Source organism: Mycobacterium sp. (genome assembly GCF_049608025.1).
In the GTDB taxonomy this organism is placed as follows: Bacteria; Actinomycetota; Actinomycetes; order Mycobacteriales; family Mycobacteriaceae; genus Mycobacterium.
The window spans coordinates 17,020-35,394 of record NZ_JBMYXC010000035.1 but is presented as its reverse complement, the minus strand read 5'-3'; the positions used below and the strand labels follow the sequence as shown (position 1 = coordinate 35,394).

The following is an 18,375-nucleotide window of genomic DNA, read 5'->3' as shown; positions in this document are numbered from 1 at the left end:
GATCGCGTGCGAAGCCGCGGGTTCGATCTGTTCGACGACTCTGCCGCCGCCAAAGGTAAGGAGGCTGCCGGCCAGGAGCAGATCTCAACCCAGGGCAAGGTCTTCGCCGAGGTCACCCGCGGTGTGCACTGGTAGTCCATACCCGTAGCCCAGTGCGCGACCCGGTAACCCAGTGCGTGGCACCCCGGCTAAGAATGTCCGGCTGTGGTTGACGAGGTGTCGGCGATTGCGCCCCTGACCCCGAACGCGGCTGCCATCCGTCGTCCGGCTGCAGGGTCGCCCGTCAGAGTGCCCCGGGTGCCGGCCAGGGATTGCTCGAAATCGATGGTGCCGGCGCCGAGGCCGAGCAGCGTGGCGAGATCGGTGCTCAGCGTTGCGGCCGGCTCAACCGCCGGACCGAGGGCCATCTGCACCGATCTGTCGTTGACGAGAGCGTGAAAGATCACGCCGTCGATGCGGAATTCGTAGGACTCCGCAATGCCACGCGTCGCCCCGGGTTGGAATCGCGCCCTGACCGCACCGATGATGCCGTGTTGGCCCCCGGTGGCCTCCAGGTGGGGTCCGAGGATCGTGATCGCGCGTGCGGCAGCGGAGCGGCTGCCCTCGATATGGACCACCCCCTGGTCCTCCGCGTCATCGAGTTCCAGCAACTGCGCGCCGACGGCCAAGAGCGCGGACAGGTCCGCTGAGATTACACAGGCTCGATCCGCGGCAGGACCGTGGCGAACATCGATCTCCGCACCGTCGATACGAATGTGGAATACCTCGTCCTGCACCCGGAACTCGTAGCTTTCCCGGACGCCGGAACTCAGCTCGGGCCGGAAGCTGGCCCGTAGGCAACCGAGGAGCCAGTCGAGCCGAAAGCTGTCCTGGGGCTGCGGCACATCGAGCAGTTGCAGGCCCCATCTGGTCAGGGCATCGACGACTGGCCGCAGGCCTTCACCGAGTTCGGTGAGCTCGTAGACCACGGCAACACCGGGTGGCGGGAGCTTCGATCGCCGCACGATTCCCGCCGCCTGCAGTTCACGGAGACGGTCGGCGAGAACGTTGGGTGTGACCCCGGGGAGGCCGACTTCGAGATCGCTGTAGCGCCGGGGGCTGAGCAGCAGTTCGCGGACGATCAAGATCGTCCATCGGCTGCCGATCTTGTCCAGCCCGCGTGCCACCGGACAGAACTGGTCGTAGCTTCGCATCGCTCCTGCTGTCGTGGTCGCTATGGGTGAACCCACCGGTCACCCAAAAGACTAGCCTATTGCAAGTGGACGCTATGTTTTTTATAGTTCACTCATGGTGGACCACACTGCGCTGGACGACACTGCGAGAACTGCGTGCATCCTGTGCGAATGCAACTGCGGCATTCAGATCAAGCTGGACGGGCGGCGCTTCGATCGCATCCGCGGTGACGAGCAGCACCCGGCCAGTAAGGGCTACACCTGCGAGAAGGCGCTGCGCCTGGATCACTACCAGAACAACCGGGACCGGATCACTGCGCCGTTGAGACGGCGCGCGGACGGAACATTCGAGGAAGTCGACTGGTCAACTGCGATCGGCGAAATCGCCGCCCGGCTTGCCGAGGTTCGCGAAACTTACGGCGGGGACAAGATCTTCTTTTACGGCGGCGGCGGCCAGGGCAATCACCTCGGTGGCATGTACGGAGCAGCACTGCAAGCAGCCGTCGGAGCGAAGTACTACTCCAACGCGATCGCCCAGGAGAAGACCGGCGAAATATGGGTCGACGGCAAGTTGTACGGCGGACATACCAAGGGCGACTTCGCGAACAGCGAGGTTGTGGTGTTCGTGGGCAAGAATCCCTGGCAGTCGCACAGTTTTCCGCGTGCCCGCCCAACACTGAAGCAGATCGCGAGCGACCCGGCGCGTTCGATGATCGTTCTCGATCCGCGTCGTTCCGAGACCGCAGCGATGGCCGACATTCATCTGCAGGTGCGTCCCGGTACCGACGCGTGGTGTCTGGCAGCGTTGCTCGCCATCCTGCTGCGCGACGATCTGATCGACCGCGACTTCATCGCCGCCCACACTTCCGGTTCGGCGGAGGTGCTGGCCGAGCTTCGCGAAGTGCCGATATCCGAGTACGCCCAACGATGCGGCGTACCAGAGGATCTCATCGAATCCGCTGCGCACCGCATCGGCTCGGCTGCGTCGGTGACGACCTATGAGGACCTCGGTACGCAACAAGGTCCGCACAGCACGCTGGTGTCCTATCTCAACAAGCTGATCTGGATCCTCACCGGAAATTTCGGTGAGCCGGGCACGATGTTTCTGCATTCCAGCCTCATCCCACTGACCGGGCCGCCGCCGCATGGCCCGCAGCACGCGCCCAACAACTTGCCGGCCAAGGCTAAACTGCTTCTCGCAGGGGCCTTTGCGGCAACGGCAGCGCCGGTCGGCAAGCTGGTCTGCGCGTTGGCAGGGATACGCACCACCGCCGCGGCCACAAACCGGATGGCCAAAGCCGTTCTGGACAGGTCCGCCACCCGCGTCGCTGCGCTGGCACCCGTCATCGGGCCCGGCGGAAGTGGGGATCGCACCCTGGTCACCGGAGCGCCGATCATCGCCGGCCTGGTCCCGTGCAATTCGATCACCGAGGAGATCCTCACCGACCACCCAGATCGGCTGCGGGCCATGTGGATCGACGCCACCAACCCCGCACATTCGCTGGCCGACTCAGAGCGGTGGCGACGCGCCATGCGGGCACTGGACCTGTCCGTGGTGGTCGACGTCGCGTTGACCGAAACCGGACGTCTTGCGGACTTCGTACTGCCCGCGAGCTCGCAGTTCGAGAAATGGGAGGCGTCTTTCTTCAACTTCGAATTCCCGCACAACGTCTTTCAGCTACGGGCTCCGGTGCTTGACCCACTGCCCGGAACATTGAGCGAACCGGAGATCTACGCCCGGCTTATCCGTGCGCTCGGCGTCGTCGACCCGAAAACGATCGACACCCTCCGTGCCGCCGCCCAGGGGGGACGGCACAGTTTCACCGTCGCGTTCTTCGCCGCCATCGCCGCGGACCCTGCGATCACCATGCTCGCGCCATACCTGTTGTACGAAACGCTCGGGCCCACGCTGCCCGATGGCGCCCGGCCGGCCGCCGGCCTCTGGGCGGCGGCGCATCTGTGTGCTCTGCACAATCCGCAGGGGGTCCGCCGCGCCGGATTTACCGGACCAGGTTTCGAACCCGGGGAGAAGTTGTTCGAGGCCATCCTGAACCGCAGATCCGGCCTCACGTTCACCGTCGACGAGTGGACGGACGTATGGAACTACGTCAGCCGCACCGATCGCCGCTTCACGATCGCGGTGCCCGAACTGCTCGAGAAGCTCGGCGGAATCATCGACGATCCGGGCGTCTGGACAACCGAGGAGTTCCCGCTGGTGCTGTCGGCCGGCGAGCGGCGGTCGTTCACCGCGAACACCATCATCCGCGATCCGGCCTGGCGTCGTCGCGACGCGGGAGGAGCGATGCGAATCAGCCCTACCGATGCCGAGAGCTACGGCCTGGCCGACGGTGATTCCGCCAGGCTGGTGACCGAGCGTGGCGCCGCGGACGTCCTGGTCGAGGTGAGTCCCATGATGCAGGCAGGCCATATTTCGCTGCCCAACGGATTGGGCACCCACCACCGCGCGGCGGACGGAACGCAGGTTCAGACCGGCGTCGCGCCCAACGAACTCACCTCGGTGGATCGCAGGGACTGGCTGGCCGGCACCCCCTGGCACAAGAACGTGCCGGCCCGCGTCGAGGTGGTCCGGCATTGAGGAAGATCACTCGGGGGCCAGCGGATCCCCCGCCGACACCGAGGTGCCGATGACCTCCCCGAACCCGTACCGCAGACTGGCCACCAGCTCCTCCGGGTCATCGACCGCAGCGTCATCGGTGCTGACCCCCACGCTCGCGGTGGCCTCGTAGGTGAGCATCGTGACGTTAACCGCCGCGCCGATCGTCCCGACCAGGGGGTACATCCGCTCTGCTCTGGCACCGGCCAGCCACACCGAAGCCGGTACCCCGGGCACATTGGACGCGGTCAAGTCGGAGGTCTGGGCTGCCGCCGACACCAGTTCCGGCGGCAGGAAGCGGCTGAGCTCGGCGAGGTAGTCGGCCAGCTTCAGGGCCGGCTCGGCGCGCCAGCTGCGGACCGTCTGTGCCGCCGCGTCCAGCACGTCGTCGACGGCGTCACTGATGGGGATCTCGAAACGCGCGATGGTTACCGCGTTGGTCTGGTCCTCGGAGGTCCGCAGCGAGATCGGCATGTTCATGCGTAGCTCGTCGACGGGATGCCCCATCCTCTCGTGGTAGCGGTGCATGCCGACGCTGATCGCGGCCAGAAAAAGGTCGTTGACCGTCCGCTCGTGCTTCTTGGCGGCCGCGCGGAACTGGGCGAAGTCGATGTCGATGGTGGCGAAGTGATAGTTGAGGCTGCGGGCCTGCATGATCGGTGACAGCGGACCGAGCGGCGATGGGATCTTGGTGAACCGCACCAACGACGCGGCGGTATCCACGACCTGGCTGATCAACTGCTTCGGGCTCTTGATCGCGAACAGGGCCAGCGGCCCGATGCCCTTGACGGCGTCCTCGGCGGTCTTGGCAACCCATCCGACGTTGTTGCGGATCACGGCTTGCATGAAGCCGCGGTCATCCAGCACGGCCGGTTCCGGAGCCGGCGGCATCGGCCCGAGATCAGTTCCCTCTTCGACGAAGTCGAACAATGCCAGGCCGAGCTGGACGCTCCCCTGACCGTCGGCGATGGCGTGGTGCAGTTTCATGATCAGGGCCGACCTGCCGCCGGGCAGATCCTCCAGGACCGTGACTTGCCAGAGGGGCCGATCCTTGTCGAAGTCTGACATGCTCTGTCGGCGAGCCTCGGCGAGCACGTCACCCCATCCCGAGCCCTTCGGCATGCTGAAACGACGCATGTGATAGGACATGTCGAAGTTCGGATCCACGACCACCCGCGGGGTCTGGAGGTCGAGCGGACCTTCCACGACGACCGAGCGCAGCACCGGCGCAAGACGCGTGGCCCGCTCAAAGCGATCCGCCAGCACGTCCCAGTCCGGGCTCTTCTCCAGCACCAGCAGACCGATGATGGTGGAGCGCATCACGGGGTCATCGGTGGCCATGCGCCAGGTAGCGAAATCCCAGCCACCCAGCCGCCTGGCTGAGGTGATCGTCTCCTTACCGCGCAGTTTCTTAGGGGGTGCTTGCTGCGGAGCCTTTTTAGCTGCCGACTCCTTCTTCGCCTGGGAAGTCTTCTTCGGACTGTCCGTCACATGCCCTCCTTGTTCGCGGCCCCTCGCCGGGCCTCGATAAGGGAATCCTGTCACCAACTGCGGGCCTGGTGTCTGACATGGTCGGATAAGTCCGAAGTGCAGCCGTGTTCCGCTCCTGCGGCGCAGCACGCCGAAATCCGGATCTGAGCGAACCTAGGCTAAAGGTCCAGTTCGATGTCCGAACAGGCGAGGCTGTTGCAGACGGTGATGCGCTCCATCGAGCCGCGGTCGGCTTCGAGTTGTATGGCACCGCTCAGTTTCGGCGACACACAGGCGCCGCAGAGACCCCGTTGGCAGCCGGTTGGCACCCGGATGCCCGCGCGCCCGGCAGCCTCCAAGAGCGTTGTAGCCCCATCGATTTCGACTGAACGTTCGCTGCGGCGGAACCGGACGGTGTATCTGCGGCCGTCGTCAGCGGGGCGGTCAAGGGTGGGCGGGGCGAACGATTCGGTGTGGAAACGCTCGGGATCGAGGCCCAGGCCAACCAGATGGCGTTGCGCGAGATCGATCATTGCGGGGGGCGCACAGACAAAAGTCTCACGGTCGGCGAGATCGCGGACATGGCGCTTGAGCAGAATCTGGGACAGCTTTCCCTGGGTGACATCGTGAAGGCGCGACGGCTCATCGGTGAAGAAGTGGACTCGAACGCCCGAGCTGTCGGCAAGTTGACGCAACTCGCGCTCGAAGATGATCGAGTGATCGTCGCGGTTGAAGTACATCAGCACCGCGTCGGATGCCGGTGCTTCGCGGGCGATTTTTCGGAGTTGGCTGATGATCGGAGTGATCCCTACGCCGCCGGCGATGAACAGCGACTTGCGTGGGGGGGTCGTTATGGTCATCCCACCGGTGTTGGCGGGTACGCCGACCAGTGTCAGGTATTTGCCGGACCGCAGGGTGTCGTTGAGCTGGTTGGAGACTCGACCGTCGGGCACGCGTTTGATGCAGATCTCCATGGTGTCCGAGCTGACACTGTCGTGAACCAGGCTGTACTGCCGTACCAGAACCTCGTCGCCGACTTCGACTCGGACCGAGACGAAAGCGCCTGCGTCCCAGCGCACGTCCTCCCAGCCGCGCGGTTTTTGCACGCGAATGTGGAGTGCCTGCCCATTCGCCGCCGAGTGGGCCGACAACACCTTGGCCGGCACGTTGTAGAACCGCGGCTGCTCCAAGTAGGGGCCTTCGGGCAGCGGCTTGTACGCCGCGCCGAACGCCAGCCGGCGGGCCAGCGACATGGGTTGCGCCAGAAGGCGCAGCGGCTTACCGACCTCTCTCTCGCCCAAGGGGATCGACAGGCCGGTGATGGCCTTCGCGAAGAGCCGCATCGATTCCAGCAGTGGCGTTTCGTGGTAGGGCAGGCCGTGCCGCGCCGCGATCGTGCGCACGGCGGGTGCGATCTCGCGCTGCCGGTTGGGCGGCAGGTCCGGGAACATGTGGTGCTCGATGTGGGTGTCGAGGCCGCCGTAGAAGATCCGGAAATCGGGGCGGTTCTCGAAGGGCACCTCTTCGGTGAGGATGCGCTCCAGGAAGTCATCGATGCGCGGACTGCGGACGAAGTTCCTGGTCGCGCGGAACTGGCGCGCGTAGTACTGGTTCGGTGTCTCGTCTGGACCGGGGTCGGGAAACATCTCCAGTTCGCCGGCGTGATGTTCGATCGCCACGAGGAAGAACACCGACATGTAGCCGGCCACTCCACCGAGATAGTTGGCCAGCAAGGCGGGCAGCAAGCTCGAACCGGCGGTCAGCGGCTCCCGCAGGTAGCGCTCCCGCGCATCGCGCAGGGCGATGCGCACCGGAGCGCGCAGCAGGTTTCGGCTGAAGAAGCGCCGGCCTTCTACGTGCCGGGTCACGTTGCCGAGCATGAACGGTGCGCTCTGGGGTGCCGTCGCGGCGAGCGCCCCGATCACCGCGGTCTGCACGACGTGGTGGCCGAACCAGTCCTGCCCAGCCATCGCGCGCGAGATGCTGTAGCCGAGGTCGTGATCCCGGCCGGCGATGTTGGTGTGTGGGTGGTGCCCCTCGTGGTGCATCACCTTCCATTGGCGGATGTCGACGTTGAAGTCCCACTCGTAGCGCTCTGAATGGTATTCGCCGCAGTTGGGCAGGTGGTCGTAGCTGCCGTGGATGATGTTGTGGCCCAGCTCGGAGAACTGGAGCAGGCGGTAGAGCATCTCGAGGACCACGGCACGCCCGACGGCCTTGGGGCTACCGTCGCGCAAGAGCTCGAGCCGACGGGCGTTGATCGCCTGGCCGTAGGCGGTGACGTTTCGGATGTGGGCCAGGTCCTCGTCACCGACCTGTGCCTTGGTCAGTCGGTACAGATCCTGGAGATCATCGGCGAGACGTTGTTCCTGGCCGACGGCGATAGCGGTCGTCATGAATACCACGGTAGGTAGGAAGTCTGGGCAAAGGAATGTTCCTACGGGACAGCAATTTGGTATTTTCGGACAGTGGAAACAGGCCCGTGCTGGGCGGTGCCCCGGGGCACCGAGGGCGTCCGCATCATGGTGCAGGCCGGCATCGCCAACGGGATGACCGCGGCGGAGTGCCTCGCCGGCAGCGGTTTGACCGAAGCGGAACTCGACGACGAGAACTCCGAGATCTGGGCTCACCAGGAGTTCGATGTCATCCGCAACTTGATGACCCGGCTTGGCGATCGACCGGGAGCCGGCCTCGAGGTGGGACCGCACTCCACACTGGGCCGCGCGGGGGTCATCGGCTTTTTGATCCTGGCCTGCCCGACGGTGCGGGAGGGCGTGGAGTCGGCCTTGCCGTTCCTGGCACTGTCCCCGACACACTTGCGGTTCTCGGTGGAGACCGACGAGGAATACACCTATCTGGTCGCCGACGACAGCGAGTTACCCGTCGATGTAAGGGCATTCATCGTTGAACGTGACCTTGCCGGATTGGTCGCCGCGTTGCGCGGAGCGCAACTCGGGTTCGCTCCGCTGTGGCTGGAAACGACGCTCGATACCGAGCGGGCCACCAAGCTCGCGGAGTTGTGGCGGCTTCCTCCCGGCGATGTGTATCCCGGTCGGCGCGGCAACCGGATCGCCATGGCGCGAACATTTCTGGATCAGCCATCGCCCTTGGCCGATGCGAATACCGCGCGCCTGCTCAGTCGCCAGTGCGGGGAACTGCTCGGCCGCAGACTGTCGCGGGTCGGAGTCGCGGGGCAGGTCCGCAGTCGGCTGCGGCACCAGCCAGGCGAACTTCCGTCGATGCAGACGGTAGCCGACGAACTGCATATCGATCCGCGGACGCTGCGCCGTCGCCTGGCTAACGAGGGGACGTCGTTCCGGGCGCTGCTCGACGAGGTCCGGCGCGGGTTGGCCATCGAATTGCTGGAGCAAGACACCCCTGTGGCGCAGATCGCCAAGCGTCTGGGATATGCCGAGACGGCGAACTTCACGCACGCGTTCAAACGTCGGGAAGGCATGGCGCCCAGCGATTTCCGCAGGAAAAACTGAGATCCCTACCCGGACACTTGGGCGCTCAGCTTCGCGATCCTCGGACCGTCGCGTTGGCACGCCGCTAGATTGGGATCGCCAACTCAACGAGGGAGCTCGGATGAACGCGCGACTGAACGACGCTATCGACGCCGACGCCGACCGTTTGGTGGACATCTTCAAGGACATTCATCGGAATCCAGAACTCGGATTCATGGAGGTCCGTACGGCAGCAATCGTCGAAAAAGAACTCAGATCGTTCGGGTACGACGTGAAGACCGGCATCGGCAAGACCGGAGTGGTGGGGATCCTCGAGAATGGTGAGGGACCGGTTGTCATGTATCGGGCCGATATGGACGCCAACGCGGTCAAAGAGGCCAGCGGGTTGCCCTACGCAAGCACAGCGACCGTCAAGCGCACGACCCTCGGTGGTCCGGAAGAGGAAGTGCCGGTGGGGCACATGTGCGGGCACGACGCACACACAACCTGGCTCATCGGTGTGGCCAAAGCAATGGCGGAGCACAAGTCCGACTGGCACGGCACGCTCGTTCTGCTCGGTCAGCCGGCCGAAGAGTTGATTTTGGGGGCGACCGCGATGGTGCGCGACGGTCTCTATGAACGCGGTGTGCCGAAACCGGACTATCTCATCGGTTTGCATACCGCGCCGATTCCTACCGGATTGGCGACGTGCAGCGCCGGACCGGCCCTGGCCGGCACCGACCAATTGGATGTCACCTTTCGCGGGATCGGCGGACATGGGTCGTCACCGCATCTCGCCAAGGACCCGGTATTGATGGCGTGCACAGCGGTGATTCAGTATCAGTTCATCGTCAGTCGGGGCGTCGACCCGCTCCACGCAGCGGTCCTCACGGTGGGTTCGCTGCAGGCCGGCGACGACAACAACGTGATTCCGGATTCGGCGCTGGTGAAGATCAATCTGCGCTGGTACGACCCGAAGGACCGGGAGCTGATGCTTGCCGCCATCGATCGCATCAACCAATCCATCGCCGCGGCATACGGTTTGCCCGAATCCAAGTACCCCACTACCGCGATGAAGGGCGGCTCGGTGGTCTTGTCGAATGATGGGGAACTGGCCGAATCGATAGCGCCTGCGCTCAGGGAGTTGCTCGGCGACGATGCTGTGCTCGCTGAGATCCCGAAGCTGATGGGGTCGGAGGATTTCCACCATCTGGTCCTGGAGAACGAGAAGAGTCGTTATCTGTTCCTGTACGTGGGCACGGCGAAACCGGAGCACGTTCAGCAGGCGCAGGCGAGGGGCATGCAGGTGCCCTATGTCAATCACAACCCGGACTATCAAGTGGACCTCGATGCCATCCCCCTCGGCGTCAAGATCGCAACGGCGACGCTGCTCAAGCTGATGGGGACACGGGAAGCAGGTTGACCGCCCGTTCGGGATCGTGTCCTGAGCCAACCTGATCGGCTCGCCCGGCTTTCAGCCGCGACCAACACTCAGCATGTTCACGGCTAATGAAGACGGTCACGCTCAGGTTCGCCAAGCACCCTGACTGGTGGAAGCGGGCGGTCGAACCAACGGCTTTCGGCGTCGCAAGTGTGCCCGCGCGGGCCCGCTCGGCGTATTTCCGATGCGACCCAGAACAGTCGCGCGATATTGAAGGAGGCGGGCCGATGGTTGTTGCCACTACGTACTTTAAGAAGAAAACAGCGCCTTGCGGGCACGCCGCAGACGGCGATCATCATGTCGAAGATGACTATGAGGGCTTGCTGTATGACGACTTCAAGTATTCCTGCGGATGCCGGGAGATCCGGCACGTCTACCACGATGGATGCGTGCGGATAAAGACGATCCGGCATGGCGGCAAAGTGTTGCGGTACGAGCGCAGTAGCAGTGTGGCCTGAGCTGCGGCTCTGGCGAGCCTAGGGCGCCTGCGCCATAAGGGGTTCTGGAATGGCTCAATCTTCCCACCAGCCGACTCGGCAGGCTAGCCGCCGATCCGGCTGGTGGGGAGTGCTATTTGGCGCGATGGGCAGAGACCAGCCAGGAGGGTAGTTGGGCGTGACCGTCAGAGCCGATGGTGATGTTTCGGTATTCGAAGCCGGCCGGCAGGGACTTGGGGACATTGACCCATGATCGAGCCTGTCGAACTTCGTCGACAATGAGATGGCGCCCGACGATGTCCCGCAGTTGTTGTTCGGTGAATGGCCGTGGGCCGAAGTTCGCGTCGGGTGGGAAGGCTTCGGTCGCGAAGACCAGCGCGAAGAACCTTCCGCCTGGTTTGAGGGCGTGTGCCGAGGACCGGATGTATCCGTCTCTCAGTTCGTCGGGTAGGCAGTGGAAGACGAGGCCGTCGACAATGGTATTGAAATGGCTTTCGAAGCCGGTGGATTTACTGAGGTCTGCAGTATGGAATTGCGCGTGCAGGGCGCGTTCGTGGGCGGATTTTCTTGCTTTGTTTATGGCGTCGTGGGAGAGATCGAGACCGACGACATCGTATCCTTTTGCCGCCAGTGTCAATGCGGTAGTGCCGATGCCGCAACCTGAATCCAGCACGGGGCTTTCGAATCGTCCTTGCCGTTCGAGGGCGGCAATTTCGGGTTGCATTTCTCCGATATTCCAACCCGGGTCACCAGGCGCGTAGGCGGCGTCGCCGCGGTAGAGTTCGTCCCAATCGACTGTATTTACGTTAAATGTTGGCATAGCGCCGACGTTACGCCCCGCGGCAGTTATCTAAAAACAGCGAACCCGCAGGTCAAGGACGTGAAGTTCGCGGTGATTCTAATGTAGTTCGCTGAGATTAGCCTTAGCTGCGCGTTTGAGCAGCCTGTGCCGTGATTAGCAATGCGCCAATGCGACCCCCTCTTTATAACGGACTGGTCACGCTTAGGAACTGTTGTGTGGTGCTTTTCACCAATTTTCGGGGAATGCTATGGCAGAAGTCACGGCTATGGCATGAGTCACCATTCGCCCACTTGGGGGTTGGGAATTCCGTGCTGAGAGCGGTCGACGATCGCGGTGAAACAGGGGGTACCGTGGGCGTCATCTTCGAACAGCAACCGCTCTACCAGGATGTCGGTGACGCCGAGATGGCGTACTGGCGCGTCGGATCCGGGCCGGCGCTGGTGTTCGTGCACGGCTGGCCCTTGTCATCGGCCACCTGGGTGAAGCTCGTTCCGATACTTTCGGAGCACTTCACGTGCGTCGTGATTGATCAGGCTGGCGCGGGACAGACCCGCACCAGTCCTGACACGGACTACAACTTTCGCGGGCAGGCCCGGCGGCTCAACTCGTTCCTCGATGCGCTCGGTGACCCGACGGTGCACGTATTGGCGCAGAACACCGGCGCAACGGTCGCCCGGGCGGCGGCGCTCCAAGCTGGGTCCCGCATCGCAAGTCTGGTGCTGACCAACACCGAGATCCCCGGGCACCGGCCGCCCTACATCGAGATGTTCCAGACGGTCACGAAGCTGCCGGGGGCGGCGCGGGTGTTCCAGCAGCTGCTCCGCTCGCGAACCTTCGTCCGCAGCGCGATGGGTTTTGGGGGGTGCTTTACCGACAAGTCCCTGCTCGATGGCGATTTTCGGCTGCGGATCATCGAGCCCCTGTTGCGCTCCCGGGAGCGCGTCGCGGGAATCAACCGCTACCTCTGGGGCATCGACTGGGGAATGGTGGATGGCCTCGCCATCGGCCACACCCGGCTCGATGTGCCGGTGTTGTTCGTCTGGGGTGAGGACGACCCGACGTTTCCGATCGAGCATGCGAGACCGATGGCCAATCAGCTCCCGGATTGCCGCGGGTTCAAGGTCGTGCCGGGTGCCTCGCTGTTGGTCTATGAGGAGCGCGCCGCCGCGGTGGCTGAGCACGCACTCGCCTTCTACCGCGAGCTCGGCACGATCTGAGCACGGGCGTCTGAGCACGGGCGCCTCAACAGCAACGTAGTCCGACCGGGCCGCCGCAGGAGCTTCCCGGTTACGACACCGCCGGATAGGCGAAAACTGAGAACCTACAAACTTCAGCTGCCCATTGACCTTGGCTGGGGGAGGATTCCAGGATGGCCAGTCAAATCACCCGAAACATCGCCATGGTCCGGCCCTGTTCGTTCTACTTCAACGCAGAGACGGCTGCCAATGACTTCTTCCAGAAGAACCTCGGAGAGAAGCACGACATTGTCCAGGCGAAGGCACTCATCGAGTTCGATGGATTCGTCGACAAGCTGCGGAGTAAGGGAATCAACGTCCACGTCCTTCAGGATGATGACGCTGTTTATGACACTCCGGACAGCATCTTCCCTAACAACTGGTTCGTCTCCCTCGAGGGCGACAGGCTCGTCCTGTGCCCGATGTTCGCCGAGGATCGTCGGCTCGAGCGGATCAAATTCCTCGGTGCACTGGTCGAAGACATGGCACGGGACCATGTGAAGATCTATGACTACACCAAGTACGAGAAGGAAGGCCGTTTCCTCGAGGGCACTGGGGCGATGGTGCTCGATCGCGCCAACAAGAAGGCCTACTGCTGTCTTTCTGAGCGTGCTGACGAGGGGCTCTTCGGCCAATTTTGCAAGGACTTCGGATTCAAGGCCGTGCCCTTCCATGGATTCCAGAACTACCGCGGGCAACGTGTCGCGATTTACCACACCAACGTGATGATGGCGATCGGCGAGAAGTACGCAGTCGTTTGCCTGGAAGCCATCGACGACCCGGACGAACGAAAGATGGTCGTCGACGAGTTGACCGAGAGCGGCAAGGAAGTTCTTGCAGTCTCTGAGCACGAGATAGACAACTTTGCGGGCAACGAGATAGAGGTACTCGGCGCTGACGACAAGCACTACACCGTGATGACGCACTCGACCTTCAACGTGCTGACCATTGGGCAAAAAGCCGAGATTGAGAAATCCAGCGAGATTCTCGTGGGAGATGTGCAGACCATCGAGGCCTACGGCGGGGGATCCGTGCGCTGCATGATTTCGGAAATCTTTTGAGTTGAGTTCGCTCGCAACGGGAAACATGGGGTCGAACACGTTCCACGTACCAGCGATCGACATCACACCGTGGGTCAGCGGCGGCGAGGAAGTAGCCAAGCGTGCGGTGGCTGAGGCCGTCGACGACGCTTGCCGCCGGGTCGGTTTCTTGCAGATTCTGGGCCATGCCACGCCCCCGCAGATTCTCCACGACCTGGCCGGCGCGATGGATCAGTTCTTCGACTTGGACGCTGCCACCAAGATGTCCTACCGGGACGCGAGGGCCAACCGCGGGTACAGCCCGCCGAAGACCGAGTCACTGAGCCTCTCCCTCGGCGTGGAATCCGCGACCCGGATGAATGATTTCTTTGAAGCTTTCAACGTCGGGGTGGAGGCTCGTTCGTTCACCGAGCTCGACCTCGACGAGGCCGATTACGGCATCAACGTGTGGCCGGGCGAGTTGCCGCAGTTCCAGGACCGGGTCACGGCCTACTTCGCCGAGGCGAGTCGCGTCGCTAGCGTCCTGACCGACATCTTCTGCGCCGCTCTGTCTCTAGCCCCCAACTATTTCCAGAGGATCACCGACCACTCCAACGATGTGCTGCGGATGAACAACTATGCGCTGCCCGAGGGCACTCCCACCGTCGAGGGCGGGCCGACCGGAATGGGTGAGCACACGGACTTCGGCATAGTCACGGTGCTGTGGGCAGACCAGGTTCCCGGATTGCAGGTGCTGGGTACTGACCGACGGTGGCATGACGTGTCCCCGATGGACGGCGCGCTGCTGGTGAACCTCGGCGACCTCACCGCACGTATCACTAATGACCGTTGGATGTCGACGCTGCACCGGGTGAAGCCACCGGTTGTTGAGGGTTACCTCGAACGGAGGCGTTCTGCCGCGTTTTTCCGGGACGGGAATATCGATGCGGTGATCTCGACTGCACCCGGATTCCTGGATGCGGATGCGGGTCTCGCGTACGCGCCGGTCACCGTGCGTGACCACATCGCCGCAAAGCTGGCCGGCTCGCGTCAGGGAAAGGCCAACGTGGCCGCGGTGCGCGAGGCGGCGCGGTTACGGGCGGCAACTCCGACGTCCCCGGATTCGGTCTGAGTCCGGGCCCGTGTCGCAGCTTGTCGATCGGGACCGAGACGGTCTCAGTTGCCGTACAGATGCAGGGCTCGGGCCGCAGCCGTGGCGATGTCGCCGCTAAGCCGGGTGATCGGTGGACCACCGCGCTGATGGATCACGTTCGCGAGGACCGCTACATAGGTGTCTGAACGCGGGTCGAGCCACAGCGTCACCCCGGTGAAGCCGGTATGGCCGAAACTCCCGACGGGAAAGACCGTGCCTCGCGGCGTCGAGTGGGCGGTATCGATATCCCAGCCCAGGCCGCGGAGTGGCTGTCCTGCCATCGCCGAATAGTTTGGAGCGAGTAGGGGGTCCGTTTGGGCAGCGGTGGTTCCGGGCGGTTGCGGAGTGGTCATCAATTTCGCCGTCGACTGCCTCAGCGGAAACGGGCTCGGGCGGCCGGCGAGACGGTCGAGGAGGGCTTGCGCGTACCGTCCGACGTCGTGCACCGTCGAGAACATCCCGGCGCTGCCGGTCACTCCACCCATGCGGCGTGCCGTCGGGTCATGCACGGTGCCGCGAAGCAGATGGTAAAAGTCCGGGTTCTTGGCAGGATCGTCTCGGCTGTCCTCGTTGCGTGCCGTTGGTGCGACGCGCGCCAAGAGGTCGGTGGTCCAGGTGCCTGCCGGACACCGATCCACTGCGGGTGCGCTCGGATCTAAAGATATCGCCGTCCCTGTGATCCGATGCGGCCCACAGGCTTTGGCGGGGGGAAGGTAGTAGGTGTCGGCCAGGCCGAGGGGTGCGAATACGTTGTCCTCGACGTAGATGTCGACGGGCTCGCCGGTGATCTTTTCGAGCAGTGCGCCGAGAAGGATGAAGTTGATGTCGGAATAGTGAAACAGTTCTCCTGGATCGAACACCACCCACGCGGCGAGCGCTCGGCGAACGCCCTCGGCCTTGTCGGCCCGATCCAGCCCCCAGGGGCCGTCCAGGCTCAGGTCTCCCGCTATTCCCGACGTGTGGGTGAGCAACATGCGCAGCGTCACCCGAGCCCGTCGCGGGTCGTTCGTCGGGTTGAAATCGGGCAGGTACTTCTGGAGGGGATCGTCGAGTTGTATTCGGCCTTGCTCGTAGAGCTGCAGAACGGCAGGCGTCGTCGCAAGGCTCTTCGTCAACGATGCCAGGTCGAAGATCGTGTCCTCGGTCATCGGTTCCGCGGGCGCGGGCGAACCCTCCAGTCCCGGTTCGCCGGGGAGCTTTCGTGAGCCGAAAGCCTGGCGAAAGACGACCTTGCCGGCGTGCCCGATCTGAACCACCGCGCCGGGCAGCCGATGCGCCGCGATCGCATCGTTCACCAATTGGGCGACAAGTGCGAATTCCCCGGCCGGAGCTTCGACTGGCGGGATCGAGGTTACTGTGGGCTTCCCCGCCGTGCTGGTGGTCGCCGTGCTGGTAGTCGCGGTGCTGGTGTCCAGCGGTGCTCGCCCGGCGGATCCACACGAAGGGATCGCAGCGAGGGAGAGCGCAACGGTGCCGGCGACGCAGGCATAGGCGACGCGCGATCCCATCATCACCAGATCGACGGTAGCCGCACCCCCTGGTTACGGCATCAAAAGAATCCGATCGGCGGGGACGATCGGCCGCAGCGGCGTGATCTCAGCGGAAGCGGATGTTCATGGTCGCCAGGCCGAAGATCTTGCGGGCACCTGACTTGGCGGCGACGATTACGACCCCGCTGCGGGTCGCCGGGTCCAGCGACTTGATCCGGCCGCTGAACTCGATGTCGGCGCCTTCGGTGGCCGACACGATCGCGGGCGCAGACAGCCGTACCGCGTAGCGAGTCACCGCACCGGGGTCGCCCGACCATGCGGAGGCGAATCCGGCACCCAAACCCATGGTCAGCATTCCGTGGGCGATCACATCGGGCAGCCCCGCCAGCTTGGCGATGTCCTCGTCCCAATGAATCGGGTTGGCGTCCCCTGCCACACCGGCATAGTTCACCAGATCGCCCCGGGACAGTCGGGTGTGGTGCGCCGGAAGCTCGTCGCCGACCTTCATATCGTCGAAGGACGGCGTGCCCGGGGTCCGGGTCATGCCTCCCTCGGCGATCCGCACCGCACTGTCTGGCCGCACCGTCTTGCGGTATTCGGTATCGAATGTACTGACACCGGAGAAGTCGACGTCGTGCATCATCGCGTTCTGCACCGCGGTCTTGATCGTGGGATCGAGGTCCTCTGCGGTAACGCCGACGACAGTGGTGTGCAGCGTGTGCACCCGCTCGCCGGCGTTGTCGGTGAACGTGTTGGTCACGGTGATCATGTCCCGGCCGGCGATCCTGCGCACCGACGTCAGCTCGACGTCGACCTGCAGTTCGTCGCCGGCGACGATGGGGCGGTGCTGTTCGAAGACTTCCTCGGTCTGCAGGTAGGTGTCGTAGCCGACGACCACCGACTCGAACATCCGGCGATTGCAGGACATTCCCGGGGCCGAGGTAAAGGTCAGCGGAGCCACCAGGCCTGAGTAGCCCAGCCCGGCCGCGACCGCGACATCCCAGTGCGCGGGGTGGTAGTCCTGCACGGCACGGGCGTACTCACGGACCTTCTCCCGGCCGACCAGGTAGGTGTCGTCCATTTGGTAGTAATGGCCGACCCGCGATTCGAGCTCGGAAGGCTCTGCTGCTGCAGTCATTGGATCACTCGACATTTCTATCGACTTGGCGATGAAGCCGACACCGCACACTAGCGCCCATGCGTGGATCGCCGGGCGGGCACCCGCATCCAGCAGAGCGGCCCTCCTCCTACCGGTGGACGGGTGAGAGAAGGGCCGCGTGGCGCGAAACGGCGCCGGGGGCCTACTTGTCGTCGGGGTTGAGGGCGCGGAACGCGAAACCCGCGGCAGTACCGGCGATGACCTGTGCGCCGATGTACGTCAGCAGCAGTGGTGCGCTGAACAAGCCCATCGCGACTCCGCCGACTACCACGGCGGGGTTGAACGCGGCGCCGGAGACGCCGCCGACGGCTACGGCGCCGGCTATCACGGTGAACCCGATCGCCAGTCCGTAGAACGAGTTGTCGGGGTGGTCCTTGCTGGTGGCGACGTTGAGCACGACGTAGCACAGGGCGAAGGTGAACAGCAGTTCGACGACGAATGCGGCCACCAGCGCGTGTCCTGACAAGCTGAGCGCTTCGACCTGCCCGGGGGCGACGGCGATCAGCACCGCCCCGGCGCCGAGCAATCCCCCGACGAATTGGGCGATCCAGTAGCCGACTGCGTCGCGCAGTTCGATGCGTCCCCGTACTAACGCAGCCACCGTCACCGCCGGGTTGTAGTGACCGCCGGAGATGTGTCCACCGGCGTAGATCATCGCCATCAGGACCGCGCCGATGGCCAGTGGCGCAAGGACGCTGCCGTTGCGAACGCTGGCACCGACGGTGAAGACCAGAAACAGCGTTCCGATCCCTTCGGCCAGACAGCGCACCACGGCGTTGGGGAGATGGGCGCCGGTTCTAGGGAGATGGGCGTCGCGCTGAGGATGCTGATCGACGCCCACGGCAGCGGCGTCTTCGGATACGAGGGTGTTTGTGCCAGATGCGGTCATGATCGAACAACTCCTTGGTTCCACGACCGTCGGGTGTGAGCTGTGGAC

General features: G+C 64.0%; 14 protein-coding genes. 7 read left to right on the top strand and 7 right to left on the bottom strand.

Annotated features, from left to right (window positions below; translation table 11 throughout):
• Positions 1 to 188 precede the first annotated feature (188 nt).
• On the bottom strand, positions 189 to 1,193 hold the full coding sequence (locus ACPGXI_RS12530) for a winged helix-turn-helix transcriptional regulator (RefSeq protein WP_526653304.1): 1,005 nt from the start codon (positions 1,191 to 1,193) through the stop codon (positions 189 to 191).
• Positions 1,194 to 1,287: 94 nt separating this feature from the next.
• Between ACPGXI_RS12530 and ACPGXI_RS12525 the strand changes: the two genes are divergently transcribed.
• Positions 1,288 to 3,768, top strand: a complete 2,481-nt coding sequence (locus tag ACPGXI_RS12525) for a molybdopterin-dependent oxidoreductase (protein WP_526653302.1) — start codon at positions 1,288 to 1,290, stop codon at positions 3,766 to 3,768.
• Positions 3,769 to 3,774: 6 nt separating this feature from the next.
• Here the strand turns inward: ACPGXI_RS12525 and ACPGXI_RS12520 are convergent, their stop codons facing one another.
• Both ACPGXI_RS12520 and ACPGXI_RS12515 read right to left on the bottom strand, forming a co-directional pair.
• Positions 3,775 to 5,277, bottom strand: a complete 1,503-nt coding sequence (locus ACPGXI_RS12520) for a wax ester/triacylglycerol synthase domain-containing protein (protein ID WP_526653300.1) — start codon at positions 5,275 to 5,277, stop codon at positions 3,775 to 3,777.
• A 158-nt stretch (positions 5,278 to 5,435) separates the two neighbouring features.
• Positions 5,436 to 7,652: a fatty acid desaturase gene (locus ACPGXI_RS12515; RefSeq protein WP_526653298.1), complete on the bottom strand. Its 2,217-nt coding sequence runs from the start codon at positions 7,650 to 7,652 to the stop codon at positions 5,436 to 5,438.
• 72 nt (positions 7,653 to 7,724) lie between these two features.
• On the opposite strand from ACPGXI_RS12515, the gene ACPGXI_RS12510 reads away from it, so the two are divergent.
• The 3 genes from ACPGXI_RS12510 (at position 7,725) to ACPGXI_RS12500 (ending at position 10,601) form a co-directional block, all read left to right on the top strand.
• On the top strand, positions 7,725 to 8,744 hold the full coding sequence (locus ACPGXI_RS12510; protein ID WP_526653296.1) for a helix-turn-helix domain-containing protein: 1,020 nt from the start codon (positions 7,725 to 7,727) through the stop codon (positions 8,742 to 8,744).
• A gap of 100 nt (positions 8,745 to 8,844) precedes the next feature.
• A complete protein-coding gene (locus ACPGXI_RS12505; protein ID WP_526653294.1) occupies positions 8,845 to 10,125 on the top strand; it encodes an amidohydrolase in 1,281 nt (426 codons plus the stop codon).
• Positions 10,126 to 10,211: 86 nt separating this feature from the next.
• On the top strand, positions 10,212 to 10,601 hold the full coding sequence (locus ACPGXI_RS12500) for a hypothetical protein (protein WP_526653292.1): 390 nt from the start codon (positions 10,212 to 10,214) through the stop codon (positions 10,599 to 10,601).
• Positions 10,602 to 10,713: 112 nt separating this feature from the next.
• Here the strand turns inward: ACPGXI_RS12500 and ACPGXI_RS12495 are convergent, their stop codons facing one another.
• Positions 10,714 to 11,400, bottom strand: a complete 687-nt coding sequence (locus ACPGXI_RS12495) for a class I SAM-dependent methyltransferase (protein WP_526653290.1) — start codon at positions 11,398 to 11,400, stop codon at positions 10,714 to 10,716.
• A gap of 332 nt (positions 11,401 to 11,732) precedes the next feature.
• Here ACPGXI_RS12495 and ACPGXI_RS12490 point away from each other — a divergent pair, with 332 nt between their 5' ends.
• The 3 genes from ACPGXI_RS12490 (at position 11,733) to ACPGXI_RS12480 (ending at position 14,768) form a co-directional block, all read left to right on the top strand.
• Positions 11,733 to 12,599 carry an alpha/beta fold hydrolase gene (locus tag ACPGXI_RS12490; protein ID WP_526653288.1) on the top strand — a complete coding sequence of 289 codons (867 nt, stop codon included), beginning with the start codon at positions 11,733 to 11,735 and terminating at the stop codon, positions 12,597 to 12,599.
• A gap of 152 nt (positions 12,600 to 12,751) precedes the next feature.
• Positions 12,752 to 13,678, top strand: a complete 927-nt coding sequence (gene ctlX / locus ACPGXI_RS12485) for a citrulline utilization hydrolase CtlX (RefSeq protein ID WP_526653286.1) — start codon at positions 12,752 to 12,754, stop codon at positions 13,676 to 13,678.
• A 25-nt stretch (positions 13,679 to 13,703) separates the two neighbouring features.
• On the top strand, positions 13,704 to 14,768 hold the full coding sequence (locus ACPGXI_RS12480; RefSeq protein ID WP_526653310.1) for an isopenicillin N synthase family dioxygenase: 1,065 nt from the start codon (positions 13,704 to 13,706) through the stop codon (positions 14,766 to 14,768).
• 44 nt (positions 14,769 to 14,812) lie between these two features.
• Here ACPGXI_RS12480 and ACPGXI_RS12475 read toward each other — a convergent pair whose 3' ends face one another.
• The 3 genes from ACPGXI_RS12475 to ACPGXI_RS12465 all read right to left on the bottom strand — a co-directional run bounded on the left by ACPGXI_RS12475 (position 14,813) and on the right by ACPGXI_RS12465 (position 18,327).
• Complete coding sequence (locus tag ACPGXI_RS12475) at positions 14,813 to 16,300, bottom strand: serine hydrolase domain-containing protein (protein ID WP_526653308.1); 1,488 nt, start codon at positions 16,298 to 16,300, stop codon at positions 14,813 to 14,815.
• An 85-nt stretch (positions 16,301 to 16,385) separates the two neighbouring features.
• A complete protein-coding gene (locus tag ACPGXI_RS12470; protein WP_526653284.1) occupies positions 16,386 to 17,417 on the bottom strand; it encodes a fused (3R)-hydroxyacyl-ACP dehydratase subunits HadA/HadB in 1,032 nt (343 codons plus the stop codon).
• Between the two features lie 163 nt (positions 17,418 to 17,580).
• Complete coding sequence (locus tag ACPGXI_RS12465) at positions 17,581 to 18,327, bottom strand: MIP/aquaporin family protein (protein ID WP_526653282.1); 747 nt, start codon at positions 18,325 to 18,327, stop codon at positions 17,581 to 17,583.
• Between the last annotated feature and the right edge of the window lie 48 nt (positions 18,328 to 18,375).

Excerpts from the sequence above, each read along its gene's own strand:
- ACPGXI_RS12505 (WP_526653294.1), top strand. The coding sequence starts at position 8,845 with ATGAACGCGCGACTGAACGACGCTATCGACGCCGACGCCGACCGTTTG.
- ACPGXI_RS12525 (WP_526653302.1), top strand. The coding sequence starts at position 1,288 with ATGGTGGACCACACTGCGCTGGACGACACTGCGAGAACTGCGTGCATC.
- ACPGXI_RS12500 (WP_526653292.1), top strand. The coding sequence starts at position 10,212 with ATGAAGACGGTCACGCTCAGGTTCGCCAAGCACCCTGACTGGTGGAAG.
- ACPGXI_RS12495 (WP_526653290.1), bottom strand. The coding sequence starts at position 11,400 with ATGCCAACATTTAACGTAAATACAGTCGATTGGGACGAACTCTACCGC.
- ACPGXI_RS12470 (WP_526653284.1), bottom strand. The coding sequence starts at position 17,417 with ATGACTGCAGCAGCAGAGCCTTCCGAGCTCGAATCGCGGGTCGGCCAT.
- ctlX (WP_526653286.1), top strand. The coding sequence starts at position 12,752 with ATGGCCAGTCAAATCACCCGAAACATCGCCATGGTCCGGCCCTGTTCG.
- ACPGXI_RS12465 (WP_526653282.1), bottom strand. The coding sequence starts at position 18,327 with ATGACCGCATCTGGCACAAACACCCTCGTATCCGAAGACGCCGCTGCC.
- ACPGXI_RS12480 (WP_526653310.1), top strand. The coding sequence starts at position 13,704 with ATGGGGTCGAACACGTTCCACGTACCAGCGATCGACATCACACCGTGG.
- ACPGXI_RS12475 (WP_526653308.1), bottom strand. The coding sequence starts at position 16,300 with ATGATGGGATCGCGCGTCGCCTATGCCTGCGTCGCCGGCACCGTTGCG.
- ACPGXI_RS12515 (WP_526653298.1), bottom strand. The coding sequence starts at position 7,652 with ATGACGACCGCTATCGCCGTCGGCCAGGAACAACGTCTCGCCGATGAT.
- ACPGXI_RS12530 (WP_526653304.1), bottom strand. The coding sequence starts at position 1,193 with ATGCGAAGCTACGACCAGTTCTGTCCGGTGGCACGCGGGCTGGACAAG.